The sequence below is a fragment of the Paractinoplanes ovalisporus genome (assembly GCF_016834655.1).
Taxonomy (GTDB): domain Bacteria; phylum Actinomycetota; class Actinomycetes; order Mycobacteriales; family Micromonosporaceae; genus Actinoplanes; species Actinoplanes ovalisporus.
In genome coordinates this window covers 515571-539382 of the sequence record NZ_JAENHP010000001.1, presented here as the reverse complement: position 1 = coordinate 539382, position 23812 = coordinate 515571, and the positions used below count along the sequence as shown (strand labels likewise).

Here is a 23812-nt window from a genome sequence, read left to right as displayed (position 1 = left end):
CGAGAAGACGATCGGATCTGCGGAGGATTCGTTGAGCACGGAACAGAAAGTTCGGGAAGCGGAGACGGCTCCCGGCCCGGTGGTCCTGACCGACGAGGACGGCGGGCTCGATCCGTGGACGGCGGCGGTCTGGCTGGCCGCCCGCAACGACAACCTGCGGATCACTCTTCCCGGCGCGCCGGCGGCGGTGTCGAGCGACATGGCCGACAAGGCGATGGACACCCTGACCGCGCTGGCCGGCCCGCGCGTGAGCACCGGCGACAATCCGAGCCGCTTCGACGACCTGCCGGCCTCGCTGGTCAAGTTCGAGCCGGGCGACCCCGGCTACCGCGGCCGCAGTTCCACCTACATGCGCGGGGGCCGACCGGCGCTGATCCTGCGCCCGCGCACGCCCGACGAGGTGGCCGAGGCGCTGGCGTTCGCCCGGCGGCACCCCGAGCTGCAGCTGGGCCTGCGTAGCGGCGGTCACGGCATCAGCGGCCGGTCCACCAACAACGGCGGCCTGATCATCGACGTCGGCGCCATGAACGACATCGAGATGCTCGGCAATGGGCTCGTCCGGGTCGGGCCGGGCGCGACCTGGAAGCAGGTGGCCGCGTTCCTCGACAAGTACGATCTGGCGCTCGGCTCGGGCGACTACGGCGGCGTCGGCGTGGGTGGCCTGGCCACGGCGGGCGGCATCGGCTTCCTCTCCCGCGAGCAGGGCCTGACCATCGACCGGCTGCGGGCGGTCGAGCTGGTGCTGGCCGACGGCACCCAGGTGCGGGCGAGCGCGGAGGAAAATCAAGACCTTTTCTGGGCCGTACGGGGTGCCGGCGCGAACTTCGGGGTGGCGACCGCGTTCGAGTTCGAGGCGGAGGAGGTCACCGAGGTTGGCTGGGCCCAGTTCGTGCTGGTCAGCCACGATGTCGCCGAGTCGCTGAAGGCGTACGGGGATGTCGCCCGGGAGGCGCCGCGCGACACCACGGTCTTCTGGCTCACCGGCCCGCCCCGCCAGGGTCAGTCCGTCATCCAGATGTACGGGATGGTCGACTCGGGCGACGCCGACACGATCATCGAGCGGCTCACCCCGTTCGCCACCACCGCCCTGCTCGCCCAGCAGCAGGTGGTCGTGGCCCGCTACGCCGACGTGATGGCCCAGGCCGGCGACGTCGGTCCCGAGGGGCACCACGGCCGCGGCGAACCGGTGGCGCGGTCCGGGTTCCTGCCCGAGCTGACCGACGCGTTCGCCCGTGACGTGGCCGAGCTGCTGCGCTCCGGCCAGGTCTTCTTCTTCCAGCTGCGGCACATGGGCGGGGCGATCGCCGACGTGCCGGCCCACGCGACCGCGCTCGCCCACCGCACCCCGGAGTTCTCGGTGACGGCCATCGGCGCCGACCGGCGGGGCATGGACGAGGTGTGGGACCGGCTGATGGCCAAGCACTTCGACGGGCTCTACCTGAGCTTCGAGACCGACCAGCGGCCCGAGCGCCTGCACGACGCGTTCCCGGCCGCGACCCTGGCGCGGCTGCGCGAGCTCAAGCGCCGCTACGACCCGACCACCCTGTTCCGCGACAACTTTGCGATTGTGGAGGAGTCATGACCGACTACGGACATGACCTGATGTTCGGCACGTTCGTCACCCCGAACGCCGGCGCCGTCGACCTGGCCGTGACGGCCGACCGGGCGGGGCTCGACCTGGTCACGTTCCAGGACCACCCCTACCAGCCGGCGTTCCTCGACACGTGGACGCTGATGGCCTACGCGGCCGCGCGCACCGAGCGGATCCGGATCAGCGGCAACGTGCTCAACCTGCCGCTGCGCCCGCCGGCCGTGCTGGCCCGGGCCGCCGCGTCGCTCGACGTGCTCAGCGGCGGCCGGATCGAGCTGGGCCTGGGCGCGGGCGCCTTCCCGGACGGGGTGGCGGCGATGGGCGGGCGGAAACTGACCCCGGCCCAGGGCATCGCGGCCCTGTCCGAGGCGATCCCGATCATCCGCGACCTGTGGAACACCGGCACCCGCGAGCGGGTCGACCACCGGGGCGAGTTCTACCAGGTGAGCGGGGCCAAGCGCGGGCCCGCGCCGGCGCACGACATCGGCATCTGGATCGGCGCCTACAAGCCGAAGATGCTGGCCCTGACCGGTCGGCTGGGCGACGGCTGGCTGCCCTCGCTCTCCTACCTGCCGAACGGCGCCGCCTCGCTGACCGACTTGAACGCCCGCATCGACGAGGCCGCCACCGACGCCGGCCGCGAGCCGTCGAGCGTCCGGCGTCTGCTCAACCTCATGGACGGCGCGGAGCCCGAGCAACTCGCCGACCTGGCCCTCACGTACGGCATCAGTGGCTTCATCCTGGCCACCGACGACGCCGCGACCACCGAGCGCCTGGCCGCCGAGATCGCCCCGGCCGTCCGCGACCTGGTCAAACGCGAGCGCGGCTGATTACTCCGTGTCAGCGGCGGTGACGGGCACGACGTCGGGCGCGCCGAGGCGGGTGGCGTCGGCGGTCTCGTCGTCCGGCTGTTCCTGCGACTCGCGTTCGGCCTCGACCCGTACGCGATAGTTCTCCACCTCCCGGGCCGTCTGCTCGTCGGTCCAGCCGAGCACGCCCGCCATCAGCTCCGCCGCCTCCTGCGCCGAGTTGACGCCCCGGTCGAACGTCTCGATCGAGATGCGGGTGCGCCGGGTCATGACGTCTTCCAGGTGGCGGGCGCCCTCGGCGGCCGCCGCGTAGACGACCTCGGCCCGCAGGTAGTCGTCGGCGCCGGTCAGCGGGCGGGCCAGCGACTTGTCGTCCTCGATCAGCGCCAGCACCTCGTTGACCAGCGATCCGTAGCGGCCGAGCAGGTGTTCGACCCGCGCCACGTGCAGGCCCGAACGGTCGGCCAGGATGCGCCGCTGGTTCCACAGTGCCGGGTAGCCGTCCGCGCCCACCAGCGGCACCCGGTCGGTGCACGAGGGCGGAACCGAGCGGCCCAGCCCGTGCACGCAGGCGTCCACGGCGTCCTTGGCCATCACCCGGTACGTCGTGTACTTGCCCCCGGCCACCACGACGAGCCCGGGCACGGGGCTGCCGACCATGTGCTCGCGCGACAGTTGCGACGTCGCCTCGGACTCGCCCGACAGCAGGGGCCGCAGACCCGCGTACACACCCTGCACGTCCTCCCGGGCCAGCGGGCGCGACAGCACCGAGTTGACGTGTTCGAGCAGATAGTCGATGTCGGTGCTGGACGCCGCCGGGTGCGCCTTGTCGAGCGACCAGTCGGTGTCGGTCGTGCCCACGATCCAGTGGCGGCCCCACGGGATCACGAACAGCACGCTCTTCTCCGTACGCAGGATCAGACCGGTCGACGACTGGATGCGGTCACGCGGCACGACGAGGTGGATGCCCTTCGACGCACGTACGTGGAACTGGCCGCGCTCACCCACGAGCGCCTGCGTGTCGTCCGTCCACACGCCGGTCGCGTTGATCACCTGCTGGGCCCGCACCTCGAACTCACGGTCGAATTCCAGATCCTTGACCCGTACGCCGGTGACCCGTTCCCCTTCGCGCAGGAAGCCGACCACCTTCGTACGGGAAACCACGTGGGCCCCGTACGCGGCGGCCGTGCGCGCCAGGAACATGGTGTGCCGCGCGTCGTCCACCTGGGCGTCGTAGTACTGCAGGGCGCCGACCAGCGCGTCCTTGCGCAGGGCGGGGCAGACCCGCAGGGCGCCGGAGCGCGTGAGATGCCGGTGCCGGGGCATGCCGCCGCCCAGCGCCATCGTGTCGTAGAGCGTGATGCCCGCGCCCGTGTAGGCGCGTTCCCACGCGTGGTGCTTGAGCGGATACAGGAAGCGCACGGGCCGGGCCAGGTGCGGCGCCAGGCGCTGCAGGCTCAGGTCGCGCTCGTGCAGCGCTTCCCGGACCAGCCCGAAGTCGAGCATCTCGAGGTAGCGCAGGCCGCCGTGCAGCAGCTTGCTGGAGCGGCTGGACGTGCCCGAGGCGATGTCGCGCGCCTCGACCAGGCCGGTGGACAGGCCCCGGGTGACGGCGTCGAGCGCCGCCCCGGAGCCCACCACTCCACCGCCGACCACCAGGACGTCGAGCTCGGCGCCGGCCAGCGCGGTCAGCGCCGAGTCCCGATACTGCGGGGAGAGAGAAACCATGATCAGTCCACGTCCACCCAGTCCAGGGTGCGTTCGACGGCTTTCTTCCACTTGCCGTAGCCCTCGGACCGCTGCTCCTCCGACCAGCTGGGCTGCCAGCGCTGCGACTCGTTCCAGTTCTCGCGCAGCTCGTCGGTGTTCTTCCAGAATCCGACGGCCAGCCCGGCCGCGTAGGCCGCCCCGAGCGCGGTGGTCTCGGCGACGACCGGCCGGCTCACCGGCACGCCGAGCACGTCGGCCTGGATCTGCATGCACAGGTTGTTGGCCGTGATGCCGCCGTCCACCTTGAGCACGTCGAGCGTCACGCCGGAGTCCTGGGCCATGGCGTCGACGACGTCGCGGCTCTGATAGCAGATGGACTCGAGCGTAGCCCGCGCGATGTGCGCGCTGGTGTTGAATCGGGACAGGCCGACAATCGCTCCGCGGGCGTCGGAACGCCAGTAGGGAGCGAACAGGCCCGAGAACGCGGGCACGAAGTAGACGCCGCCGTTGTCCTGCACCTCGGACGCCAGCCGCTCGCTCTCGGAGGCGTCGTTGATGATGTGCAGCTGGTCGCGCAGCCACTGCACGGCCGAGCCGGTCACCGCGATCGAGCCCTCCAGCGCATAGACCGGGGCCGCGTCGCCGAACTTGTAACACACCGTCGTGAGCAGGCCGTTCTCCGACCGTACGAGCTCGTTGCCGGTGTTCAGGAGCATGAAGTTGCCGGTGCCGTACGTGTTCTTGGCCTCGCCGGGCGCGAAACAGACCTGCCCGACGGTGGCCGCCTGCTGGTCGCCGAGGTCACCGGTGAGCGGCACCTCGCCACCCAGCGAGCCGGGCCACCGGGCCACCCCGTACGTGTTGGGGTCGGACGACGGCCGGATCTCGGGCAGCATCGACCGCGGGATGTTGAAGAAGCCGAGCAGCTCGTCGTCCCAGTCGAGGGTCTCCAGGTTCATCAGCATGGTGCGGCTGGCGTTGGTCACGTCGGTCAGGTGCTTGCCGCCGTCGACCCCGCCGGTCATGTTCCACAGCACCCAGCTGTCGGTGTTGCCGAAGATCGCGTCGCCGCGCTCGGCCGCCTCGCGGACCCCGTCGACGTTCTCCAGGATCCACTGGATCTTGCCGCCGCTGAAGTACGTGGCCGGCGGCAGCCCCGCCTTGCGCCGGATGACGTCGCCGCGGCCGTCGCGTTCCAGCGCCGAGGCGATCCGGTCGGTGCGGGTGTCCTGCCAGACGATCGCGTTGTAGTAGGGCCGTCCGCTGTTGCGGTCCCACACCACGGCGGTCTCGCGCTGGTTGGTCACGCCGAGGGCGGCCAGGTCCGACGCGCCCAGGTTGGCCTTCTGCATCGCGGTGCGGACGACCGTGACCGTACGCTCCCAGATCTCGGCCGGGTTGTGCTCGACCCAGCCCGCCTGGGGCAGGATCTGTTCGTGTTCGAGCTGGTGGCGGGCCACCTCGTTGCCGCCGTGATCGAAGATCATGAAACGGGTACTGGTCGTGCCCTGGTCGACGGCGCCGACGAAGTCAGCCATTACGTGCCTCCACGCTCTCTCGGGTCTCCTGCTCGGGCAGCCGTCCCGGCTCCGGTGCGCCGAGCTTGGGCAGGAACCGGCCGACCAGCCCCTGGTACAGGCCGGCGCCGAGCACACCGCCGATGATGGGCGCCACGATCGGGATCCAGAAATAGAGATACCCCGTCTGGTCGCGGAATGCCCCGCCATAGCCGGTCAGGAAGCTGGCGAGTCGCGGTCCGAAGTCACGGGCCGGGTTGATCGCGTAGCCGGCGTTGGTGCCCCACGCCATGCCGATGCCGACCACGATCAGGCCGACGATGAACGGCGCCATGTTCGCGCCCGGGGGAGTGCCCAGCGCGTCGGTGACGGCCAGGATCAGGAACAACAGGATCGCGGTGCCGATGATCTGGTCGCGGAACGCCCCCCACTCGCCGACCGGCAGGGCCCCGTTGCCGGGCAGGGTCGAGAAGACACCCTGGGTCTTGATGGTGAGTCCGGGGTCGGCCGCGTGCAGCACCTCGGTGTAGTTCCACCGCACGATCAGCGCGGCCACGAAGGCGCCGAGGAACTGCGCGATGCTGTACGGGAGCACCTTGCGCCATTCGAATCCCTTGAAGACGGCCAGCGCGATGGTGACGGCGGGGTTGAGGTGCGCCCCGCTGACGCGCCCGGCGACGTAGACACCGAGCACCACGCCCAGGCCCCACGCCCAGGCGATGCTGTCGTGATCGCCGATGCCGCCGCCGACCACCTGGGCCACGACGCCGACACCGAACAGGATGAGGATCATGGTCCCGGCGAACTCGGCGGCCAGTTCGGCGACGAGTCCCGGGATCTTCAATCGTGCTGCCATGTGCCCTCCCGAGGTTGACCCCCCGGACGCTAGGTAGCCACTCCAGCACGGACAATGAACGCCATTCGACAATGTCGAACGACGGTCTCCGAGGCGCGTCACTGATCGTCATATGGTCGTTACGTGCCGGGAACAGTGCAGTCCATCGAGCGCGCCGCGGCCGTCCTGCGGTTGCTCGCGGGAGGCGCCGGACGGCTGTCCCTGGCCGAGATCTCCCGCTCGCTCGACCTGGCCAAGGGCACCACCCACGGCATCCTGCAGACCCTGCGCAAGGTCGGGTTCGTCGAACAGGACCGGGCCTCCGGCCACTACCAGCTCGGGGCGGCCATGCTGCGCCTGGGCACCGGCTATCTCGACGTCAACGAGCTGCGCTCCCGCTCGATCAACTGGGCCGACCCGCTGGCCGCACGCAGCGGGGAGGCCGTCCGGATCGGCACCGTCCTGGAGGGACAGGTGCTGGTAGTCCACCACGTCTTCCGCCCCGACGACACCTTCCAGACCCTCGACGTGGGCAGCCTCCTGCCGATGCACGCCACCGCCCTCGGCAAGGCGCTGCTCGCCTACGGGGCCACCCCGCCGGCCCGCCTCGACCGCTTCACCAGCCGCACCCTCGTCGGCCACCGCGAACTGGCGGCCGCCCTGCGCGCCGTGCGCGAAGCCGGGTGGAGCAGCGACGTCGAGGAGTACACACCGGGCGAGGCCTCGCTGGCCGCGCCGATCCGTGCGTACGGAGGCCTGGTCGTCGGCGCCATCGGCATCTCCGGACATGTCGAACGGCTCTGCGACAGCCGCTACCACCCGAGGCCGCAGCTGGTGGCCAACGTTCGTGACGCCGCCCGCGCGGTGTCACGCGATCTCGGAGCCGCCCGGCGCTGAGCTGTTTGGGGGAACCATGACCGAGCGATATGTCATCGCGATCGACCAGGGAACCACGTCGACGCGGTGCATCGTGTTCGACCGGCGCGGCCAGCTCGTCTCCCTCGCCCAGCAGGAACACAAGCAGTACTACCCCAAACCGGGATGGGTCGAGCACGACGCGGCCGAGATCTGGCGCAACGTGGAACGGCTCGGCCCCGAGGCGCTGCGCCGGGCCGGAGCCACGATCGACCAGGTGGCCGCGATCGGCATCGCCAACCAGCGCGAGACGACGGTGCTGTGGGACCGGGCGACCGGCAACCCGATCGGGCACGCCGTCGTCTGGCAGGACACCCGGACCGACACGATGGTGGGGCGGCTCGAAGGGGAGCCCGGGGCCGAGGGCGTACGGCACCGGTCCGCCCTGCCGCTGGCCACGTACTTCTCCGGCCCGCGCCTGCGGTGGATGCTCGACCGCCACCCCGGCCTGCGGGAAAGGGCCGAACGGGGTGAGGTGCTGTTCGGCACGATGGAGACCTGGCTGATCTGGAACCTGACCGGCGGCCTGCACGTCACCGACGTCACCAACGCCAGCCGCACCATGCTGCTCGACGTGCACACCCTCGACTGGTCACCGGAGTCGCTCGAGTTCTTCGGCATTCCCCGCGCGATGCTGCCCGAGGTGCGCCCGTCCATCGGCGTCTTCGGCACGGCCACCGCGGCCTTCCCCGGCGTGCGCATCGGGGCGGCGCTCGGCGACCAGCAGGCGGCCCTGTTCGGCCAGACGTGTTTCGCCCCCGGTGAGGCGAAATGCACGTACGGGACCGGAAGCTTTCTGCTGTTGAACACCGGGGCCGAACTCGTGCGCTCCACCCACGGCCTGCTCAGCACGGTGGCCTATCAGATCAAGGGCGAACCGGCCGCGTACGCCCTGGAAGGCTCGATCGCGATCACCGGCTCGCTGGTCCAGTGGTTCCGTGACCAGCTCGAACTGATCGCGAGCGCCCCCGAGATCGAGACGCTGGCCCGCACCGTCACCGACAACGGCGGGTGTTACATCGTGCCCGCGTTCTCCGGCCTCTACGCCCCCTATTGGCGCAGCGAGGCCCGCGGCGTGATCGTCGGCCTGACCTCCTACATCACCAAGGGTCACCTGGCCCGGGCGGTGCTGGAGGCGAGCGCCTGGCAGACCCGCGAGGTGGTCGACGCGATGAACGCCGACTCCGGGCTGGCGCTGAAAACCCTGCGGGTGGACGGCGGGATGACCGCGGACAACCTGCTGATGCAGTTCATCGCCGACGTCCTCGACGTGCCGGTGGTGCGCCCCCTGGCGGCCGAGACGGTGTCGCTGGGCGCGGCCTACGGCGCCGGCCTGGCCGTGGGATATTGGCCCGACCTGGAGGGCCTGCGCCGCAACTGGCACCGCGCGGCGCAGTGGCTGCCCACCATGGAACCGGCCCGGCGCGAGACCGAATATGGCAATTGGCAGCGGGCCGTATCCCGCACTTTCGACTGGATCCAGGCCTGATTCTTACTGGCGCGGCACTTCCGGCGCTACACATGCCGCACGATCGAACCGGCCATGCGGCATTTTCCTGTCCTTCGACCTGTGCCGCCGGTGCGTGTGCGCAGCGGCGGCGGGCTGGAGATGCCCAGGTTGAAGCAGCGTCCGAAATGCGGCTACCGCCCGCTCGGGCGGCCCCCGTGACCGGTCGGCGGAACCGTTCCGGGACGGGACTCGGCCGAGCTCAGAAACCGTTCGGCGCGGTCGCAGGCGTCGGTCATCAGCGCGAGATAGCCGGACGCCTTTCTCGCGCGCGGCAGGAACTCCCGCAGCGCCCGCCGGTCGCCGGCCGCCTCGAGCGTCTCCAGCAGGGCCAACGCCTCGTGCGGGATCTCCTCGGGCCCGGGCCGGCGGTTCATGCTCATCAATCGCTCGGCCAGTGACCGCGCGGTCGTGACGTCACCCAGCCGCAGGCTCAGCCGGGCCCGCAGCACCTCCGCGTTGCCGGGGTGCACGAGGTCGACGTCCACCGTGTCCGCGACGGTTTTCGCCCGGTCGGGTTCGCCCCGGCGGGCCAGGGCCAGGGCGCCGACCAGCGGCCCGCTGCGGATGTACGGACAGGCCATGGCGGCCACCGGTCCCTGCCGCAACGCCAGATGTTCGTCCAGGTAGGGGTCGATCTCGTCGTAACGGCCCAGCTGCTCCAGGCAGGTCATCACCGTGGCCGTGCCGTGCAGACGGTCGTGCGGGGACAGGCTGCGCGCCCACTCGTACGACCGCCGCGCGTGCTCCAGCGCCACCACGTAGTCGCCGCGCACCGCCCCGATCACCAGGGCGGCGATGAGGTGCCCGAGTGCGCGGTCGCGGTCCCGCCCGTCCTGCTCGACCAGCGCCACCTCCTCGAGCACGGCCGCGACGGCATCCTCGTAGCGCTCCTCCAGGAAGTGGACGGCCGCCACCCCCAGCAACGCCAGGCCCCGCAGCGGCGCCGAACCGATCCCGTCGGCCAGCGCTTTGGCGTCGTCCGCGGCCCGGCGCCGCCGCGCGACCGGAACCGGATCGAGCCGGCCGGTCCACGCCCAGCGCCCTCCGCACAGCGCCCGCAACGCCAGCAGCTGCGCCTTGACCGAGGGGTCGATGACCGCGGCCAGCCCCTCGTCGACGACCCGGTCGCCGAGCGCCGGGTCGGCCGGCGTGCGGAAGCCACCCCACCGCGCCACCACCATCTGCGCGGTCTTGAGGCAGAGCCGGGCCCGGCGGTCGTCCTTGGGCAGCGCCGTGATGGCTTCCCGCCAGGCGGCGATCGCCTCGTCGCCGGCGTACGCGGTCTCGTGGTCGTCCCCGACGGCCTCGATCGCCTCGGCCCGTTCGGCGGCTCCCTCGGCGTGCCGCAGCGCCCGCCGGTGCAGGTCGAGTGCCCGGCCCACCGCGAACCGCCGGCGGGCCCCGGCTCCGGCCGCGATCAGTGACCGGAACGCCTTGCCCCGCACCCAGTCCGAGCTGTCCGGCCCCTCGGCGGCCGCCGCGTAGTGCACGGCCACCAGCTCGATCACCTCGCCGATACGCTCGCGGGACACCTCCTCCAGCCAGGCCGCGGTTTCGGCGTGCCCGGCCGCGCGCTGGGCGACGGGCAGGCCCGCGTACGCGACGTCACGCAGCAGCGCGTGCTGAAAGGCGTACTCGTCCTGCCCGGTCATGGTGGACGCCGGCCGCGCGCGGATCAGGCCCCGGTTCTCCAGCTGCTGCAACTGGCCGGTTGTGGCGCGCAGGGGAGTGGCCCAGAACGTCCGTCCGATCACCGCCGCGCGTTGCAGCACCCGTTTCTCGTCCGCGGGCAGAGCGTCGATGCGCGCCGCGAGCAGAGCGTGCACCGTGTCCGGCAGCGTGCCGTTGCCACCCTCGGCGACATGCGCGGCAAGTTGTTCGAGAAAGTACGGATTGCCGTCCGCACGCGCGAGAATGCGCGCTCGTTGCCGCAACCCGACCTGCTGCGGGAGCGCTTCGAGCAACGCGCGGCCGTCCGTCTCGCTCAAAGCGCGCAACACCACGACATCGCTCACGCGGGGATGCGCGTCCAGAAACTCGGGCCGGGCCGTGCTCAGCACGATGACCGGCCCCTCGGCCCGCGCGATCAGACGGGACAGCATCGCGACGAGCGGAGCCCCGGCCCAATGCAGATCCTCGACAATCAGAAGGAGCGGTTCCCGTACGGCCAGAACACTGGCCAGCCGCGGCCACGCGCGCCCGAGTTCCTCGTCCACCTCGCGCGGATCCGCCTGGTCGAGCGGGTTGCCCGGCATCCGGATCCCGGCCGTCGCCGCCAGCGCGAACACCGTCCGCTCGGGCAGCAGGGGAGCCAGCCGCGTCCGCAACTTCTGCTGCGCCCGCTCACCGGATTCTCCGAACGGGATCCCGCACGCCTCCCGCAGAATCTCGCCGAGCGCCCAATAGGTGATGCCGTCTCCCGCGGCGAGGCACCGCCCGCGCAGCACCCGCATGTCCGGCCGCCGGCCGACCACCTCGCGCACGAGCCGGGTCTTGCCGATCCCGGCCGGCCCGGCCACGGTGATCAGCCGGGGCCGCCCGCTGGCGGCCGCCTCGTCGACCAGGCTGAGCACCGCCCGCAGCTCGGCGTCCCGCCCGACCATGGGTGGCACCGGCCCGGCGTCGTCGCTGGGTGCCGGCGCGGCCCCGACCACCCGCCACACCCCGGGCGAGGTGGCCTCGACCCGGAAGTCGCCGTGCCTCCGTGCCGCCAGCTGAGTCCGCTCGCCGGTGACCAGTTCGCCGTCCCCGGCTTTCGCCCGCAGCCGGGCCGCGCCGTCCAGGACCGCGCCCCCGACCTGTGCCAGCTGGGTCGCGCTGTTCAGCACCGTCCCGCCGATCTGTGGCAGGTGGGTGGCGTTGTTCGGCATTGTCCCGCTGATCTGTGGCAGGTGGGTGGCGTTGTTCGGCATTGTCCCGCTGATCTGTGGCAGGTGGGTGGCGTTGTTCGGCACCGTCCCGCTGATCTGTAGCAGGTGGGTGGCGCTGTTCGGCATCGCCTCACGGACCTGCGGTCGCGGCTCACCGGGAGCGATGATCTCGCCGGTGTCGACGCCGAGGCGGATCGGCCCCGGGAAGCGGCCGATGATCTCGCGGCCGGCCCACAGCGCGCGGGCGGCGTGGTCCTCGCGGGCCTCCGGCCAGCCGAACACGCCGATCACGCCGCCACCCATGAGCGGCTGGGCAGCGCCACCCCACCGGGTGACGATCTCAGTCAGCAGCGCGGTCCACCCCGACGTCTCGCGGCGGGCACGTTCGGGGTCGGCGTCGGCGTTCGCGCCGCGTACACCCCGCAGGTCCGCGTCGAGCACCGTGACCAGTTTGCGTTCCTCCGGCGCGGCGCTGAACTCCCCGGGTGAGGCAAGGCGTTGGCCGGGCGGGGCGGCGCGTTGCTCGGGCTGAGCGTCGCGGGGTGCGAGTTGCGCGCTTCGACGCTCAGTCTGCGCGTTGTGGTGTGCGAGTTGCGCGTCGCGCTCCTTGGGCTGCGCGTTGTGATGTGCGAGTTGCGCGTCGCGGTCCTCGGGCTGCGCGTTGTGATGTGCGAGTTGCGCGTCGCGGTCCTCGGGCTGCGCGTTGTGATGTGCGAGTTGCGCGTCGCGGTCCTCGGGCTGCGCGTTGTGATGTGCGAGTTGCGCGTCGCGGTCCTCGGGCTGCGCGTCGTGGTGTGCGAATTGCGCGTCGCGCTCCTTGGACTGAGCGTTTTGTTGCTCGCGCAGGGTGCCTCGCTGCTCGTGCGTGGCGTCGAGCGCCCGCGCCGGCGGTTCGTTGATGAGCGAGTTGTGCAGGCGTCGCAGGTCTTCGGCCGGTTCGATCCCCAGCTCGTCGCGCAGGAGAGCGGCCAATTGCTCGTAACGCCGGATCGCGCGGTGACGCTGACCCTGCTCAGATTCCAGACGCATCAACCGGCCGTGCGCCACTTCGTGCAGCGGGTCGAGCACGACCACGCGTTCGAGGTCGTCCCTGCTTGCGCGTTCGAGCAGCATCGACACCACCGTGTTGCGCAAACGTGCACGAGGCTGTTCGGCCCACGCGTCGAACCTGTTCTCGGGCAGCAGGTCACCCGCGTAGAGCATCAGGGCGGCATCGATGTCGCTTTCCCGCGCGGCCGCTTCGAAAGCGCGCACATCCGTCCACAGTTCCGCCTGTTCGAGGGCGAGCATGTCGTCACGCAGGCGGATGCGGTCACCCCCGAGCACCCGGCGGGCGTAGTGCAGGGCTTTGTTCAGGCGGCTCTGCCCGAGGTCGGGGCCGGCCTCGGGCCAGAGCAGGTCGATCGCCTGTTCGCGGTGCATCCGGCTGTGCACGGCGAGGATCTTGACCAGGGCCACGGCGCCGTTGCGTTGCCACTCGGACTCGGGCACGACCCGGCCGGCGACCTCCACCCGGAAGCCGCCCAACAGGCGTACGCGCAGTTCGGCCGGCACGCGCCGATTGTGCACCGTGCGTTCGCTCGATGCGGACAACAAACGGACAACGAACGGAAATCGCGCTCGCTACCTTCCGTCGACGTCGGACAAAGAGACGCCGAAACCGGGACGCCGGACAAGCGGCGCCGGACAAGCGGCGCCGGACAACGGGACGGACAACGGGACGTCGAAACGAACGGGACGTCGAAACGAACGGGACGTCGAAACGAACGGGACGTCGAAACGAACGGGACGTCGGACAAACAGGACGTCGAACGAACGGGACTTTGAAGGAGCAGGTCATGACGACAACGACCATCGACGAACAGCGGTTGATGCAGTTCGTGTTCAAGGCCGTCGGTGACTTCGGCGCGCAGCTCAACGGCGCGCTGGCGGTCATCGGCGACAAGCTCGGGCTCTACCGGGCGATGGCGGGCGCGGGGCCACTGACCCCGGGTGAGCTCGCCGCTCGCACGGGAACGGCCGAAAGGTACGTACGGGAATGGCTGTGTGCGCAAGCAGCGGGAGGTTATGTCACCTATGAACAGGACGGGAAGTTCTCGCTTCCGGCCGAACACGCGATCGCGCTCACCGACGAGAGCAGCCCGGCCTGCGTGATCGGCGGGTTCGAGCTGATGCTGGCGGCGGTGCGTTCGACCGACCGCATGCTGATGGCCTTCCGTACGGGGGAGGGGGTCGGCTGGCACGAGCACCACCGTGACCTCTTCGAGGGCTGCGAGCGGTTCTTCCGCCCCGGCTACCACGCCCACCTGGTCGAGGAGTGGCTCCCGGCGATGTCGGGGGTGGTCGAGACTTTGCGGGCGGGGGCGCGGGTGGCCGACGTCGGATGCGGTCTGGGCGCGTCCACTGTGCTCATGGCCTCGGCGTTCCCCGGGTCCACGTTCGTCGGTCTCGACTACCACCCGGGTTCGATCACGGCCGCGCGGGAGCGGGCGGCCGAGGCGGGCGTGGGGAACCGGACGCGTTTCGAGACGGGCCGCGCCACCGAGCTGACCGGCACGTACGACCTGATCTGCCTGTTCGATTCGCTGCACGACATGGGTGACCCGGTCGGGACGCTCGCGCACCTGCGGGAACGGCTGGAGCCGACGGGCAGTCTGCTGCTGGTCGAACCGTTCGCCGGGGACAGCATCGCCGACAACCTGAACCCGGTGGGCGCGGTCTACTACGGCGCCTCGACCCTGCTGTGCACGCCGAACTCGCTCTCCCAGGACGTCGGTACGGCGCTGGGCGCCCAGGCCGGTGAGGCGCGGTTGCGGTCGGTCGCGTACGACGCCGGCTTCGCCTCGTTCCACCGCGTCGCCGAGACCCCGTTCAACCTCGTGTTCCAGGTTCGGCCCTGACCGGTCCTTGACGCAACTGCTTGGTTGCCATACGGTTATGGCAACCAAGCAGTTGCTATTCGAGGAGACGGACATGGCATTCCCCGATCGCATCGAGCGAACGCTCGAGATCGCGCACCCGGTCGACAAGGTGTGGGACGCGCTCACCACCGCCGAGGGGCTGGGCACCTGGTTCGGCAACCAGGCCGAGGTCGACCTGCGCGTGGGCGGCGAGGCCCGGCTCACCTGGACCAGCGGCGACAAGGCGACCCTGGTCATCCAGCGGCTGGAACCGAAGAGCGTGTTCGGCTACACGTGGCCGATCTACGGGCTGCCCGACGGCGACCCGCGACGCACCTACGTGGAGTTCACGCTGGCGCCCACGGCCGGCGGCACTACGCTGACCATGGTCGAATCCGGTTTCGCGCAGACGCCGGACGACGAGCACAAGGCGGCGTTCTCGGGCAACACCGAGGGCTGGACGAACGAACTGGGTGAGCTGGTCGCGTATCTCGATGGAAAACTCTGACCTGGAGTCCGTGGCGCAAGAGGTCTTCGCGGCCCTGGCCGACCCGAGCCGGCGTGGCATTCTCGCCGCGCTGGCCGCCGGGGGCCCGGCCACGGCGACCGACCTGGCCGCGCGGCTGCCCATCACCCGGCAGGCCATCGCCAAGCACCTCACCCTGCTGGCCGAGGCCGGCCTCGTGGTGGCCGAACCGGGCGAGCGCCGCCGGGTCCGCTACCGCCTCGACTCGGCGCCGATGAAGGTGGCCCAGCAGTTCCTGGGGGCGCTGGCCCGCGACTGGGACGGGCCGCTGGCCGCCCTGCGCGACGGCCTTCGTTAGGGGCGGCGGGCTCCGGCGTCCGCGATCAGGCGGCCGTACTCAGGCAGCCGTGTTGAGGCGGCCACGATAAAACGGCCGTACCCGGGCAGCAGTCTTGGGGCGGCCACGACAAAACGGCCGTGCTCGGGCGGCCGTGCTGAGACGGCCGCGATAAACGGCCATGTTCAGGCGGCTGTGCTCTGGCGGACCTCGAGGCGGGCCGGGAACACCAGCCGCCAGTGCGCGGCGATCTGGCGGTTGACCAGGGCGCGCGTGGCCGCCGCGGCCATCAGCTCGACCGGCTGGTGCACCGACGACATGGGCGGGTTGGCGCAGGCGGCGATCACGCTGTCGTCGAAGCCGACCACCGCGACATCTTGCGGGATGCGCCGGCCCGCGTCGCCCAGGGCCTGCATCGCCCCGGTGGCGAGCAGATCGCAACCGGCGAAGATCGCGTCGAGGTCGGGGTGTTCGGCCAGCAGGCGCTGGGTCAGTTCGTAACCGGCCTCGCGGCGGAACTTGCCGGTCGCCGAGATGTCGGGCAGGTCGAAATCCTTGATCGCGCGGCGGTAGCCCTCACGGCGGCCCTCGGCGCACGAATTGCCGTCCGGGCCGTGCAGCGCGGCGATGCGGCGGCGACCGGTGTCGTGCAGGTGCTGCACCGCCGCGTACGCACCCTCGGGGTTTTCGAGGCCGACGAACGGAAGACCCGGCACGGTCGGGCCCATCGTGACCACCCGCTCGCAGCGGCGGTAGAACTGCTCGGCCAGGGCGGGCGGCACGTTGATGAGCAGCACGCCGAGGCTGACCGAGGTGGCGATGCGTTCGAGCAGGGCGGCCGTGCTCGGTTCGTCGATGACGTGCACCCGCAGCTGCGCGTTGCTGCCCGCCAGCTCCTGCAGGATGCCGGCGGTGACCCGGCCGTAGTAGGGGCTCGTGCCGAACACGGATGTCTCGTCGACGATCACGAGCTCGACCACGTCACCGTGACCGGACGCGAGCGCGCGGGCGACCGGGTCGGGGCGGTATCCCAGGTGCGTGATCACCCCACGTACGTGCTCACGGGTCTTCGCGGACACCCCGGGCGCGTCGTTGATCACCCGGGAGACGGCCGCCTTGGACACGCCCGCCTCCGCGGCGACGTCGGCCAGCGTCGGTCTCCTCTGCGCCATCCGGCAAGTGTAGGAGGGTCGCCCCGTACGGCCGCATCAGTTTTTCAGGTAGCCGACCACGTCCACCGTGACATTTCCCGAGCTGGGCGCATTGTTCAGAACCGTCAACCGGCGGCCTGTGCCCGGCGTCACCCGAGCGGTCGCGTTGCCCGGCTGTTTCGCCGCGTGGGTGGCCAGGACGGTCGTCGGTGCCGCGGCCCCGGCCGGATAGAGCTTGAGGCTGCCGGCCGTGGTCACACCGTTCACCGAAACGTTCACCATGACCGTTCTGGCCGTCGCGGGCACCCCGGGCAGAGCGAACGTGAGCGTTTTGCGCGCTCCGAGCCCGCGCGCGCTCAGTGCGCGCACCGGAGTGAGCGGAACGTACATGCCCGTGCGGTACCAACCGACCAGGTTCGCGGCCAGATGAGCGGAACCGCCGGACGCGTTGCGCAACGTGATGCGTCCGCCCGCGCCGATCGGAACGATCACCCGCTGGGTGACGCTCTGACCGGCGACATGCGCGTGTGTGCTCACCGCGGGCACCTTGCCGCCGGTCGGATAGACAAGCACCCCGCCGGACGCGCGACCTCGCGCGACGGCGACATCGAGCGCCACCGCGGCCACGTTCGTCCCGGTCACGCTGACCGTCACCTGCTTCTGCGGCCCGACCTGCGTGGGCGCGAGCAGACGGGCGGTCGCGACCGGCACGTACGGGTCGACAACCACGCTCGGGTAGAGGCGGACGGCGCTGGTCGTGCCGTTGGCCGACTCGAAGGTGACGACGATCCGCCCGTCGGGCTGGGCGCCACCGCCGCTGCGGCCCAGGCTGCGCTGCGTGCCGACCTGGTCGACGACCAGTTCACCGGTGTCCTTGCCGGCCACGCTCAACTTCTGCACGTAGACCCGGCTGGCGCCGCAGTCCATGTTGTGGCCGATCAGGTAGACACCGGAGGCGGTCACCGTCGACTGTCGCGCGGTCGGTGTGCATTCGTGCGTGGTCGCGCCGGTCGCCAGCCCGCCGGTGCCGAATGTCGTTTCGAGCACTCCCGACTGAGCGAATTTGGCTGCGGCCATCCGGTTGGCGACACGACCGTTCACGAAGTACGCGGAACCGGACACGCTGATCGAGAACGGGTCGAGGCCCGCGGGCAGCGCCTTCTCGACCGGGCCGCCGCCGGTGGACGTGTAACGGCGCACGGTCGTTCCGGTCAGGGCGAGCAGTTCATTGCCGGTCGCCCGGATCGATCGCACATCACCCGGCACCGTGAGCACGCCGTTGGTGCCCCAGGCGGGGTCGAGCGTGGCGTTCGGGCGCACGGCGGCGAGCACGTGCGTGGCGGGGTCGGTGCTCTGGTCGATCCCGTGCACGATCACGTCGCCGTCGCTGCGGCCGGTGACACCCCAGACCAGTTCCACCGTACGGTCGGCGAGCACCGTGGCATCGGCGAGCGTGACGCCGTTGCTGCCCAGGCGGTGCACCCGGATTCCCTTCTGCGCGGCCGTGGCACCCACGACGGTGATCGAGCCGTCGGCGTTCGGGTTCAGCCGACCCCCGTACGGGAGGGAGACCGTGCCACCCGTGCCGAAGCTGCCGTCCTTGGCGCCGTTCACGCTCAGCCGGGTCAGCCGGGTGGCGCCGGAACCGTCCGTGGTGAGCAGAAGCGCGCGGCCCGAACTGTCGACGGCGGTGTCGTCGGGCTCGCCCGCCACGGTCGTGATCCCCGTGGTCCCGTAGCCGGCGTCGACGTTCGGGGTGGCGGCGGCCTGCGACGGAGTCGGGCCGGCCACGATGAGCGCGCCGGCGGCGGCGCTCGCAAAAAGGGCACGGGGGACATAACGCATCCGGCCAGGATGGGGTTTCCGGCCGCGTCACTCAACTTCCGCCGCGAGATTCCCCTGGTCGCGGTCGTCCGTTCGGCCGATCCGCCGGTGTTCGGCTACTCCCGCCCACGCGGCCGATCTGCCAGCATTCATCGTCATGACTGCCGAGCGGCTTCCGTTCCTCCTGCTGTTCGTTTCGTTCCTCGTCACGTTCGTGGCGACACGGACGATCACGCGCATGATCCGGGCCGGTGTCGGACCGTTCCGCAACAACATCGAGGGCGGCGTGCACATCCACCACGCCGTGCCCGGGATCGTCCTGACCCTGGTCGGGGCCTACCTGTCCGTGGCGGTCGACGGGCGCAGGCCGTGGGCCGAGGCCGCCGGCGTGCTCATCGGCGTGGGCTCGTCGCTCATCCTCGACGAGTTCGCGCTCATCCTGCACCTGCAGGACGTGTACTGGTCGCCCGAGGGGCAGCTCTCGGTGCAACTGGTTGCGCTGACGCTCAGCGCGATGGGCCTGGTGCTTCTCGGTCTCAACCCGTTCACCGCGGACAGCGGCTTCGGCGCCAGCCACATCGCCGTCGCCGCCGCGGCTGTCGTGCACATGGTCGCGCTGCTCACGTGCGTACGGAAAGGGAAGTATTCGACCGCGGTGCTCGGCGTGTTCCTGCCGCCGATCGCGTGGATCGGCGCTGTTCGTCTGGCCCGCCCGCGGTCGACGTGGGCGCGTCACCGTTACGACCCGGCGAAGACCGCGCGGGCGCAGGCTCGGGCCGACGGTTTCGACGCGCGGTTCGGCCGGTGGGGCCTGGACATCGCCGACCTGGTCGCCGGTCGTCCCTCGACCGCTGGTCCTCCCGCTGGCGCCGACCGTCCCTCCGGCGGCCCTTCCTCTGGCGTCTCTTAGGAAACGGGTTGGACGATCTCCGTCTCCCAGGTGGCCGGGTCGGGGTGGTCACCGGGATCGGTCAGGTAAACCTCCCAGGGCGCTCCGGCCGCGGACAACCCCTTGTCCCGCATCCACTTCTCGATCTCCTGATAGGACTCAGGCAGAGTGTCGTACGGACCTCGGTGGATGGCCACCGCCGCCTGCCCGGCCGGGATGACCAGCGTCTCGATCCCGTCGCCGGGCGGCGCAGGCGGCGGCGCGGCGATGGAGATGCCGGCCTCGATGACGAGCGAGCCCATCCCCACCTCGGGGTAGCGGGCGAACGGCGGCCCGGCGATGGCCAGCCCGTTCTGCTGGGCGTAGGTGAACACCTTGGGCAGCCCGTCGGACAGCGCCGCCGCGATCTCGTCGCGCGTGATCCGGCTGCGGACCACGAGGGCGTGTTGTTCGGGCAGCTCACGAACGGAGACATCGAGCGGCACGGCGGTTTTCCTCTCGGTGAGGCTGATGCGATACAGGTTGATGCACGGCGCCGCCGCCACCACGGTCGAAGCGTGCACGGCGGCAACTCGCCGGCCGGCCACATGCAGCCCGCGGGCGCGATAGCGCCGGGGACTGTGACCGAGGTGCCGGGTGAAGGTGCGGGTGAAGACTTCGTGGCTGGCGAACCCGTGCCCGGCCGCGACCGAGGAGATCGGCCGTCCGCTGGACAGCACATCGGCCGCGGCCCGGGCAATCCGCACCCGCGTCGTGTAGGCCTTGGGCGTCTCCCCGACCAGCCGCCCGAACCGCCGATGCAGATCGAACCGCGACCGGTTCGCCAGCCGGGCCAGCACGGACAGCGAGACATCACCACTCAGCCGCAAGTTGACGGCGGCGAGGAGTCGTAGCAGTTCAGGAGCACCGTTCGGCACCCCTGGACGGTACCCGCCTTCAGGCGCCCCAACTTGACGGTTCTTGCGGGGTTCAGGGCCGCAGGGGTCACCCGTGCCGGTAGCTCTGCGGGCGAGGAGAGCCTCGAAAGCGCGGCGGACGAGCAACGCGCGCGCCACGGCGTCGGTCTCGTTCACCATCACCCGCTCAGCGAAGCGACCACCGCCGACACTCCTGGCTTGTAGCAGCGTCGTCCACCAATACGCGCACTCGATCAGGCGAGGGCGGCCCGGGTGGCGTTGGCGAAACGCCAGAACGGGTCGAGCGTGGTGTTTCGGCGGCCGCTGCGGGTGTTGGTGCCGAACATACGGTTGCGCAGGGGAGTGGTCAGTTCGAACTGGACGCCGGCGTCGCGCAGGGACAGGTTGACGATGTTGCGCGGGTTGGTGCCGTCCAGTTCGGGGGCCCTTGCTGCGTCGAAGACCCGAATGTCCGTACCGTCGAAAGCCTGTGTCAGGGAAACCCGCATGGCGTCGCGCAGCGTGGTGTCGAGGCCGCCGACCAGGACGGCGGCGTCGTTGGGGCCGAGGTCGGCCTGCTCGGGTGAGCAACCGTGCAACGAGAGTGCGCGCCGGCTGCCACGTACGGTGGCCAGCGCGACCGGGTCGTCGCAGTGGTGGGACGTGACGTGCAGGGCCGAGTTGCCGCTGGGCATGATGCCCTCGAACATCCAGTAGTCGTAGACGGCGCCGCCGACCAGGCCGCCCGCCGGGTGGTAGCCGGCGATGGCCAGGCACAGCTCGGACGTGCCCGGTTCGATGCCGCCGCCGTGCAGGGCGAGGACCGCCTTGTCGGGATAGGCGTCGCCGGGCGCGTCGCTGTCGTCGAGCGCGGCGTGCCGCCGGAAGCGCCGGGCGTAGTCGACGCCCTCGGTCCAGCGCGGATCGCGGTAGAGGGCCGTGTTCGACTCGGGCTCGGCGGCGGCTGCGGGACGACCGGTGGTGGCGACCACGGCCGCCGAGCCGAGCGCGACCAGGACACTACGGCGACTTGGCGACATCCACCGAGGATGTCATGCCGGCCACGCGAAACGGTCCAGGCGTTGTCACGCCGGCCACGGGAAACGCTCCTGGTGTTGTCACGCCGGCCACGGGAAACGCTCCTGGTGTTGTCACGCCGGCCACGGGAAACGCTCGAGCAGGGTGGCCACCCGGGCATCGTCGGTGGCCGACGGCTGGTGCACGACGTGGTAGGTGACCGAGGGCAGGTCGGTGACCGGCTTCGCGACCAGGCCGCGCGGCGCGGGAACACAACCGTTGACGATCGCCAGCCCGACCCCGAGCGTGACGAAATGGGTGATCAGCGGCCAGCCCTCGGCCTCGACGGCGACCGTCCACTCCGTGCCGGCCGAGCGGAGGCCCTGTTCCAGCAGCACCCGCTGCGGGCGCTGGTGCGGCGGCACGACCAGGCTCTCGCCGTTCAGGTCGCGCAGCCGCACCGAACGCCGGCGCGCGAGACGATGACCGGCCGGCACGAACAGGACCTGCGGGAACGTCGCCAGTTCGAGCGCGTCCAGGTCGTCCGGGAGAACGTCGAGCACGCTCACGCCCACATGTGCGCGGCCGCTGCGTACGGCGGCAAGCATCTGCCGGTGGTCGCAGTTGATCAGGCGTAGCCGGGTGGGTTCGTCGGCCAGCATGCCGCGGATCGTGTCGCCCAGCAGATAGAGGTAGGCGCCCTGACCCGCGGCGAGCACAACCGGTCTCCCGTACGGTGCTCCGGCGAACTCGCTCAGGAAATGCGCGAGCCGTTCGTCGTGCTCGCGCGCGAAACGGGCGACCGCCTCGCCGTCGGCGGTGAGCGTCAGGCGGCGGCCCTCGCGGTGGTAGAGCGGGCGGCCGAGCGTCTCGCTCAACTTGCGCACCTTGACGTGCAGGGCCGGTTGCGAGATGCGCAGTTCTTCCGCGGCGCGCGTGAAGTTGAGGTGCCGCGCGAACACGGCGAACGAAGCGAGCGCATCGGCCGAAACGTCCATAACCAGAGACTATAGCTATGCGCCGATTGCTAGTTCCGCTGTAGCGCCGCACGCCGCACGCTGGTCGCATGAATGAGCGAACGAACACGAACGCCGGTCATCAACGGACAAGCGAACGAACAGAAGGACGACATCGGCGACTGGGTGTCGACATCGGCCGGGTCATCATCGACGGGGGCGGTCCGGGCGGCGGCGACACCCAGTTCTTCAGCGGAGACACCGTACGGATGCTGGCCACCCCCGCCGTGCCGGGCGCGTTCGACACCCTGGCCCGTCTGGTGCCGCAGTTCGACGAGGTCTGGCTGATCTCCAAGTGCGGCGACCGGGTGCGGCGCAGCACCCGGCTGTGGCTCGACCACCACCGGTTCGCCGAGCGCACCGGGATCCCGCGGGACAACCTGCGGTTCTGCCTGCGCCGCCCGGAGAAGGCCGTCCACTGCGCCGAGCTGGCCATCACGCACTTCGTCGACGACAAGCTCGACGTGCACGAGGCCCTGCGTGGCGTGGTCGAGCACCGCTACCTATTCGGGCCGCAGCGCGCGGCTGCGCCGGGCTGGGTGCGGCACACGCGGACGTGGGCCGAGGTCGAGGCGGCAATCACGCGTTCGGGTGGATGAGCACCTTCAGGCCTTCGCGGGCGGCGGCCGAGGTGAGCGCCGCGTTCACGTCCTTGAGCGGGAAGGCGCCGGTGGCGAGCGGTGCGAGGTTCACAAGTCCCCGCGCGGTCAGGTCGATTGCGCGGGGATAGACCTCGCCCATCCGGCGGGCCAGCACCAGGCTCAGACCCTTGCGGCGGGCGCGGGCGGCGCTGAACGAGGTGCGGTCGCCGTCGGGGATGCCGACCAGGATCACGCGGGCGCCGGGCTTGGCCAGCCGCAGCGCGGTGTCGACGGCCGGCTCCGATCCGGAGACCTCGAAGACCAGGTCGGCGACCCCGTCGGCGTCGTCGCCGGCCCGCTCGGCGCCGGACTCGAGTGCGGCGGTCATCCGATGCGGCAGGGGCTCGGCCGCGAGGACCCGGGTGGCGCCGTGCCCCAGGGCAAGCTGGATGAGCAGCAGGCCGATCGGGCCGCAACCGACCACGGCGACGGTCGTGGCCATGCGCATGTGGCCCAGGTCGAGCGCATGCAGCGCGACACCGAGCGGTTCGAGCAGGGCACCTTCGTCGTCCGAGATCGAGTCGGGCAGCCGGTGCAGGCGGTGGGCCGGCCACGTCATGAACTGGCGCATGCCGCCGTCACAGCTGCCGTGCCCGGCGAACACGATGTTCAGGCACAGGTTCACGTTGCCCTCGCGGCACGGCTCGCAGTGCTCGCACGGGACGGCCGGATCGATTGCGACCCGGGAGCCGTCGTCCGGTCCGCCCCGGATCACCCCGGCCATCTCGTGGCCGAGCACGAGCGGCCGGGCCACCGCGGCGTCACCGATCGCGCCCTCGGTGAACCAGTGCAGGTCGGAGCCGCAGATCCCGACCGAGGTCACTTCGACCAGGCGGTCGCCGGTTCCCGCCGGTGACGGTTGTTCCTCGGTGTGCAGACGAACAACCCCGGCGGCGTGCAGACGTGAAACGAGCATGC

Annotated in this window: 19 protein-coding genes; 9 read left to right on the top strand and 10 right to left on the bottom strand. The window is 71.0% G+C overall.

The window, feature by feature from the left end; all coding sequences use genetic code 11:
- The first annotated feature begins 31 nt into the window (after nucleotides 1-31).
- Both JIG36_RS02440 and JIG36_RS02435 read left to right on the top strand, forming a co-directional pair.
- A complete protein-coding gene (locus tag JIG36_RS02440) occupies nucleotides 32-1582 on the top strand; it encodes an FAD-binding oxidoreductase (RefSeq protein ID WP_203374310.1) in 1551 nt (516 codons plus the stop codon).
- Nucleotides 1579-2421: an LLM class flavin-dependent oxidoreductase gene (locus JIG36_RS02435; RefSeq protein WP_203374309.1), complete on the top strand. Its 843-nt coding sequence runs from the start codon at nucleotides 1579-1581 to the stop codon at nucleotides 2419-2421. The genes JIG36_RS02440 and JIG36_RS02435 overlap by 4 nt, the downstream gene beginning before the upstream one ends.
- On the opposite strand, the gene JIG36_RS02430 is transcribed toward JIG36_RS02435, so the two are convergent.
- The 3 genes from JIG36_RS02430 to JIG36_RS02420 are packed head-to-tail and all read right to left on the bottom strand — an operon-like array spanning nucleotide 2422 to nucleotide 6483.
- On the bottom strand, nucleotides 2422-4128 hold the full coding sequence (locus JIG36_RS02430; protein ID WP_438870692.1) for a glycerol-3-phosphate dehydrogenase/oxidase: 1707 nt from the start codon (nucleotides 4126-4128) through the stop codon (nucleotides 2422-2424). It abuts the gene before it with no gap.
- Between the two features lie 2 nt (nucleotides 4129-4130).
- Nucleotides 4131-5648 (bottom strand): glycerol kinase GlpK, encoded by a 1518-nt coding sequence (glpK, locus tag JIG36_RS02425; protein ID WP_203374308.1) that lies wholly within the window; start codon nucleotides 5646-5648, stop codon nucleotides 4131-4133.
- Nucleotides 5641-6483: an MIP/aquaporin family protein gene (locus JIG36_RS02420; protein ID WP_203374307.1), complete on the bottom strand. Its 843-nt coding sequence runs from the start codon at nucleotides 6481-6483 to the stop codon at nucleotides 5641-5643. The genes glpK (JIG36_RS02425) and JIG36_RS02420 overlap by 8 nt, the downstream gene beginning before the upstream one ends.
- 123 nt (nucleotides 6484-6606) lie before the next feature.
- Here JIG36_RS02420 and JIG36_RS02415 point away from each other — a divergent pair, with 123 nt between their 5' ends.
- Entirely contained in the window at nucleotides 6607-7359 is a 753-nt protein-coding gene (locus tag JIG36_RS02415; RefSeq protein ID WP_203374306.1) for an IclR family transcriptional regulator, read from the top strand.
- A 16-nt stretch (nucleotides 7360-7375) separates the two neighbouring features.
- Nucleotides 7376-8866, top strand: a complete 1491-nt coding sequence (gene glpK, locus JIG36_RS02410) for a glycerol kinase GlpK (RefSeq protein WP_203374305.1) — start codon at nucleotides 7376-7378, stop codon at nucleotides 8864-8866.
- A gap of 152 nt (nucleotides 8867-9018) precedes the next feature.
- Here the strand turns inward: glpK (JIG36_RS02410) and JIG36_RS02405 are convergent, their stop codons facing one another.
- Nucleotides 9019-13311 carry an ATP-binding protein gene (locus JIG36_RS02405; protein ID WP_203374304.1) on the bottom strand — a complete coding sequence of 1431 codons (4293 nt, stop codon included), beginning with the start codon at nucleotides 13309-13311 and terminating at the stop codon, nucleotides 9019-9021.
- 284 nt (nucleotides 13312-13595) lie between these two features.
- Between JIG36_RS02405 and JIG36_RS02400 the strand changes: the two genes are divergently transcribed.
- The 3 genes from JIG36_RS02400 to JIG36_RS02390 all read left to right on the top strand — a co-directional run bounded on the left by JIG36_RS02400 (nucleotide 13596) and on the right by JIG36_RS02390 (nucleotide 15481).
- Nucleotides 13596-14657 carry a class I SAM-dependent methyltransferase gene (locus JIG36_RS02400; protein ID WP_203374303.1) on the top strand — a complete coding sequence of 354 codons (1062 nt, stop codon included), beginning with the start codon at nucleotides 13596-13598 and terminating at the stop codon, nucleotides 14655-14657.
- A gap of 73 nt (nucleotides 14658-14730) precedes the next feature.
- A complete protein-coding gene (locus JIG36_RS02395) occupies nucleotides 14731-15165 on the top strand; it encodes an SRPBCC domain-containing protein (protein ID WP_203374302.1) in 435 nt (144 codons plus the stop codon).
- Nucleotides 15152-15481 carry an ArsR/SmtB family transcription factor gene (locus tag JIG36_RS02390; protein WP_203374301.1) on the top strand — a complete coding sequence of 110 codons (330 nt, stop codon included), beginning with the start codon at nucleotides 15152-15154 and terminating at the stop codon, nucleotides 15479-15481. Before JIG36_RS02395 ends, JIG36_RS02390 begins: the two co-directional genes overlap by 14 nt.
- A 164-nt stretch (nucleotides 15482-15645) precedes the next feature.
- Here the strand turns inward: JIG36_RS02390 and JIG36_RS02385 are convergent, their stop codons facing one another.
- Nucleotides 15646-16632, bottom strand: coding sequence for a LacI family DNA-binding transcriptional regulator (locus JIG36_RS02385; protein ID WP_203374300.1), 987 nt, complete (start codon nucleotides 16630-16632; stop codon nucleotides 15646-15648).
- A 36-nt stretch (nucleotides 16633-16668) separates the two neighbouring features.
- Nucleotides 16669-18456, bottom strand: a complete 1788-nt coding sequence (locus JIG36_RS02380) for a hypothetical protein (protein ID WP_203374299.1) — start codon at nucleotides 18454-18456, stop codon at nucleotides 16669-16671.
- A gap of 136 nt (nucleotides 18457-18592) precedes the next feature.
- Here JIG36_RS02380 and JIG36_RS02375 point away from each other — a divergent pair, with 136 nt between their 5' ends.
- On the top strand, nucleotides 18593-19345 hold the full coding sequence (locus JIG36_RS02375) for a hypothetical protein (protein WP_203374298.1): 753 nt from the start codon (nucleotides 18593-18595) through the stop codon (nucleotides 19343-19345).
- Here JIG36_RS02375 and JIG36_RS02370 read toward each other — a convergent pair.
- The 3 genes from JIG36_RS02370 to JIG36_RS02360 all read right to left on the bottom strand — a co-directional run bounded on the left by JIG36_RS02370 (nucleotide 19342) and on the right by JIG36_RS02360 (nucleotide 22235).
- On the bottom strand, nucleotides 19342-20241 hold the full coding sequence (locus JIG36_RS02370; RefSeq protein ID WP_203374297.1) for a helix-turn-helix domain-containing protein: 900 nt from the start codon (nucleotides 20239-20241) through the stop codon (nucleotides 19342-19344). The genes JIG36_RS02375 and JIG36_RS02370 overlap by 4 nt on opposite strands.
- A gap of 233 nt (nucleotides 20242-20474) precedes the next feature.
- The gene (locus tag JIG36_RS02365; protein WP_203374296.1) at nucleotides 20475-21260 is read right to left on the bottom strand and encodes a poly-gamma-glutamate hydrolase family protein; all 786 of its coding nucleotides are present in this window, start codon (nucleotides 21258-21260) and stop codon (nucleotides 20475-20477) included.
- A gap of 111 nt (nucleotides 21261-21371) precedes the next feature.
- Complete coding sequence (locus JIG36_RS02360) at nucleotides 21372-22235, bottom strand: LysR family transcriptional regulator (RefSeq protein ID WP_203374295.1); 864 nt, start codon at nucleotides 22233-22235, stop codon at nucleotides 21372-21374.
- A gap of 68 nt (nucleotides 22236-22303) precedes the next feature.
- Between JIG36_RS02360 and JIG36_RS02355 the strand changes: the two genes are divergently transcribed.
- The gene (locus JIG36_RS02355; RefSeq protein ID WP_203374294.1) at nucleotides 22304-22852 is read left to right on the top strand and encodes a hypothetical protein; all 549 of its coding nucleotides are present in this window, start codon (nucleotides 22304-22306) and stop codon (nucleotides 22850-22852) included.
- Here JIG36_RS02355 and JIG36_RS02350 read toward each other — a convergent pair.
- Nucleotides 22833-23810 (bottom strand): zinc-dependent alcohol dehydrogenase, encoded by a 978-nt coding sequence (locus JIG36_RS02350; RefSeq protein WP_203374293.1) that lies wholly within the window; start codon nucleotides 23808-23810, stop codon nucleotides 22833-22835. The two genes, JIG36_RS02355 and JIG36_RS02350, sit on opposite strands and share 20 nt — an antisense overlap.
- Nucleotides 23811-23812 lie beyond the last annotated feature (2 nt).

Bases quoted from the DNA above. Each gene is read 5' to 3' on its own strand.
- JIG36_RS02435 (WP_203374309.1), top strand. From the start codon at position 1,579: ATGACCGACTACGGACATGACCTGATGTTCGGCACGTTCGTCACCCCG.
- JIG36_RS02430 (WP_438870692.1), bottom strand. From the start codon at position 4,128: ATGGTTTCTCTCTCCCCGCAGTATCGGGACTCGGCGCTGACCGCGCTG.
- glpK (WP_203374308.1), bottom strand. From the start codon at position 5,648: ATGGCTGACTTCGTCGGCGCCGTCGACCAGGGCACGACCAGTACCCGT.
- JIG36_RS02420 (WP_203374307.1), bottom strand. From the start codon at position 6,483: ATGGCAGCACGATTGAAGATCCCGGGACTCGTCGCCGAACTGGCCGCC.
- glpK (WP_203374305.1), top strand. From the start codon at position 7,376: ATGACCGAGCGATATGTCATCGCGATCGACCAGGGAACCACGTCGACG.
- JIG36_RS02400 (WP_203374303.1), top strand. From the start codon at position 13,596: ATGACGACAACGACCATCGACGAACAGCGGTTGATGCAGTTCGTGTTC.
- JIG36_RS02395 (WP_203374302.1), top strand. From the start codon at position 14,731: ATGGCATTCCCCGATCGCATCGAGCGAACGCTCGAGATCGCGCACCCG.
- JIG36_RS02390 (WP_203374301.1), top strand. From the start codon at position 15,152: ATGGAAAACTCTGACCTGGAGTCCGTGGCGCAAGAGGTCTTCGCGGCC.
- JIG36_RS02385 (WP_203374300.1), bottom strand. From the start codon at position 16,632: ATGGCGCAGAGGAGACCGACGCTGGCCGACGTCGCCGCGGAGGCGGGC.
- JIG36_RS02380 (WP_203374299.1), bottom strand. From the start codon at position 18,456: ATGCGTTATGTCCCCCGTGCCCTTTTTGCGAGCGCCGCCGCCGGCGCG.
- JIG36_RS02375 (WP_203374298.1), top strand. From the start codon at position 18,593: ATGACTGCCGAGCGGCTTCCGTTCCTCCTGCTGTTCGTTTCGTTCCTC.
- JIG36_RS02365 (WP_203374296.1), bottom strand. From the start codon at position 21,260: ATGTCGCCAAGTCGCCGTAGTGTCCTGGTCGCGCTCGGCTCGGCGGCC.
- JIG36_RS02360 (WP_203374295.1), bottom strand. From the start codon at position 22,235: ATGGACGTTTCGGCCGATGCGCTCGCTTCGTTCGCCGTGTTCGCGCGG.
- JIG36_RS02355 (WP_203374294.1), top strand. From the start codon at position 22,304: ATGAATGAGCGAACGAACACGAACGCCGGTCATCAACGGACAAGCGAA.
- JIG36_RS02350 (WP_203374293.1), bottom strand. From the start codon at position 23,810: ATGCTCGTTTCACGTCTGCACGCCGCCGGGGTTGTTCGTCTGCACACC.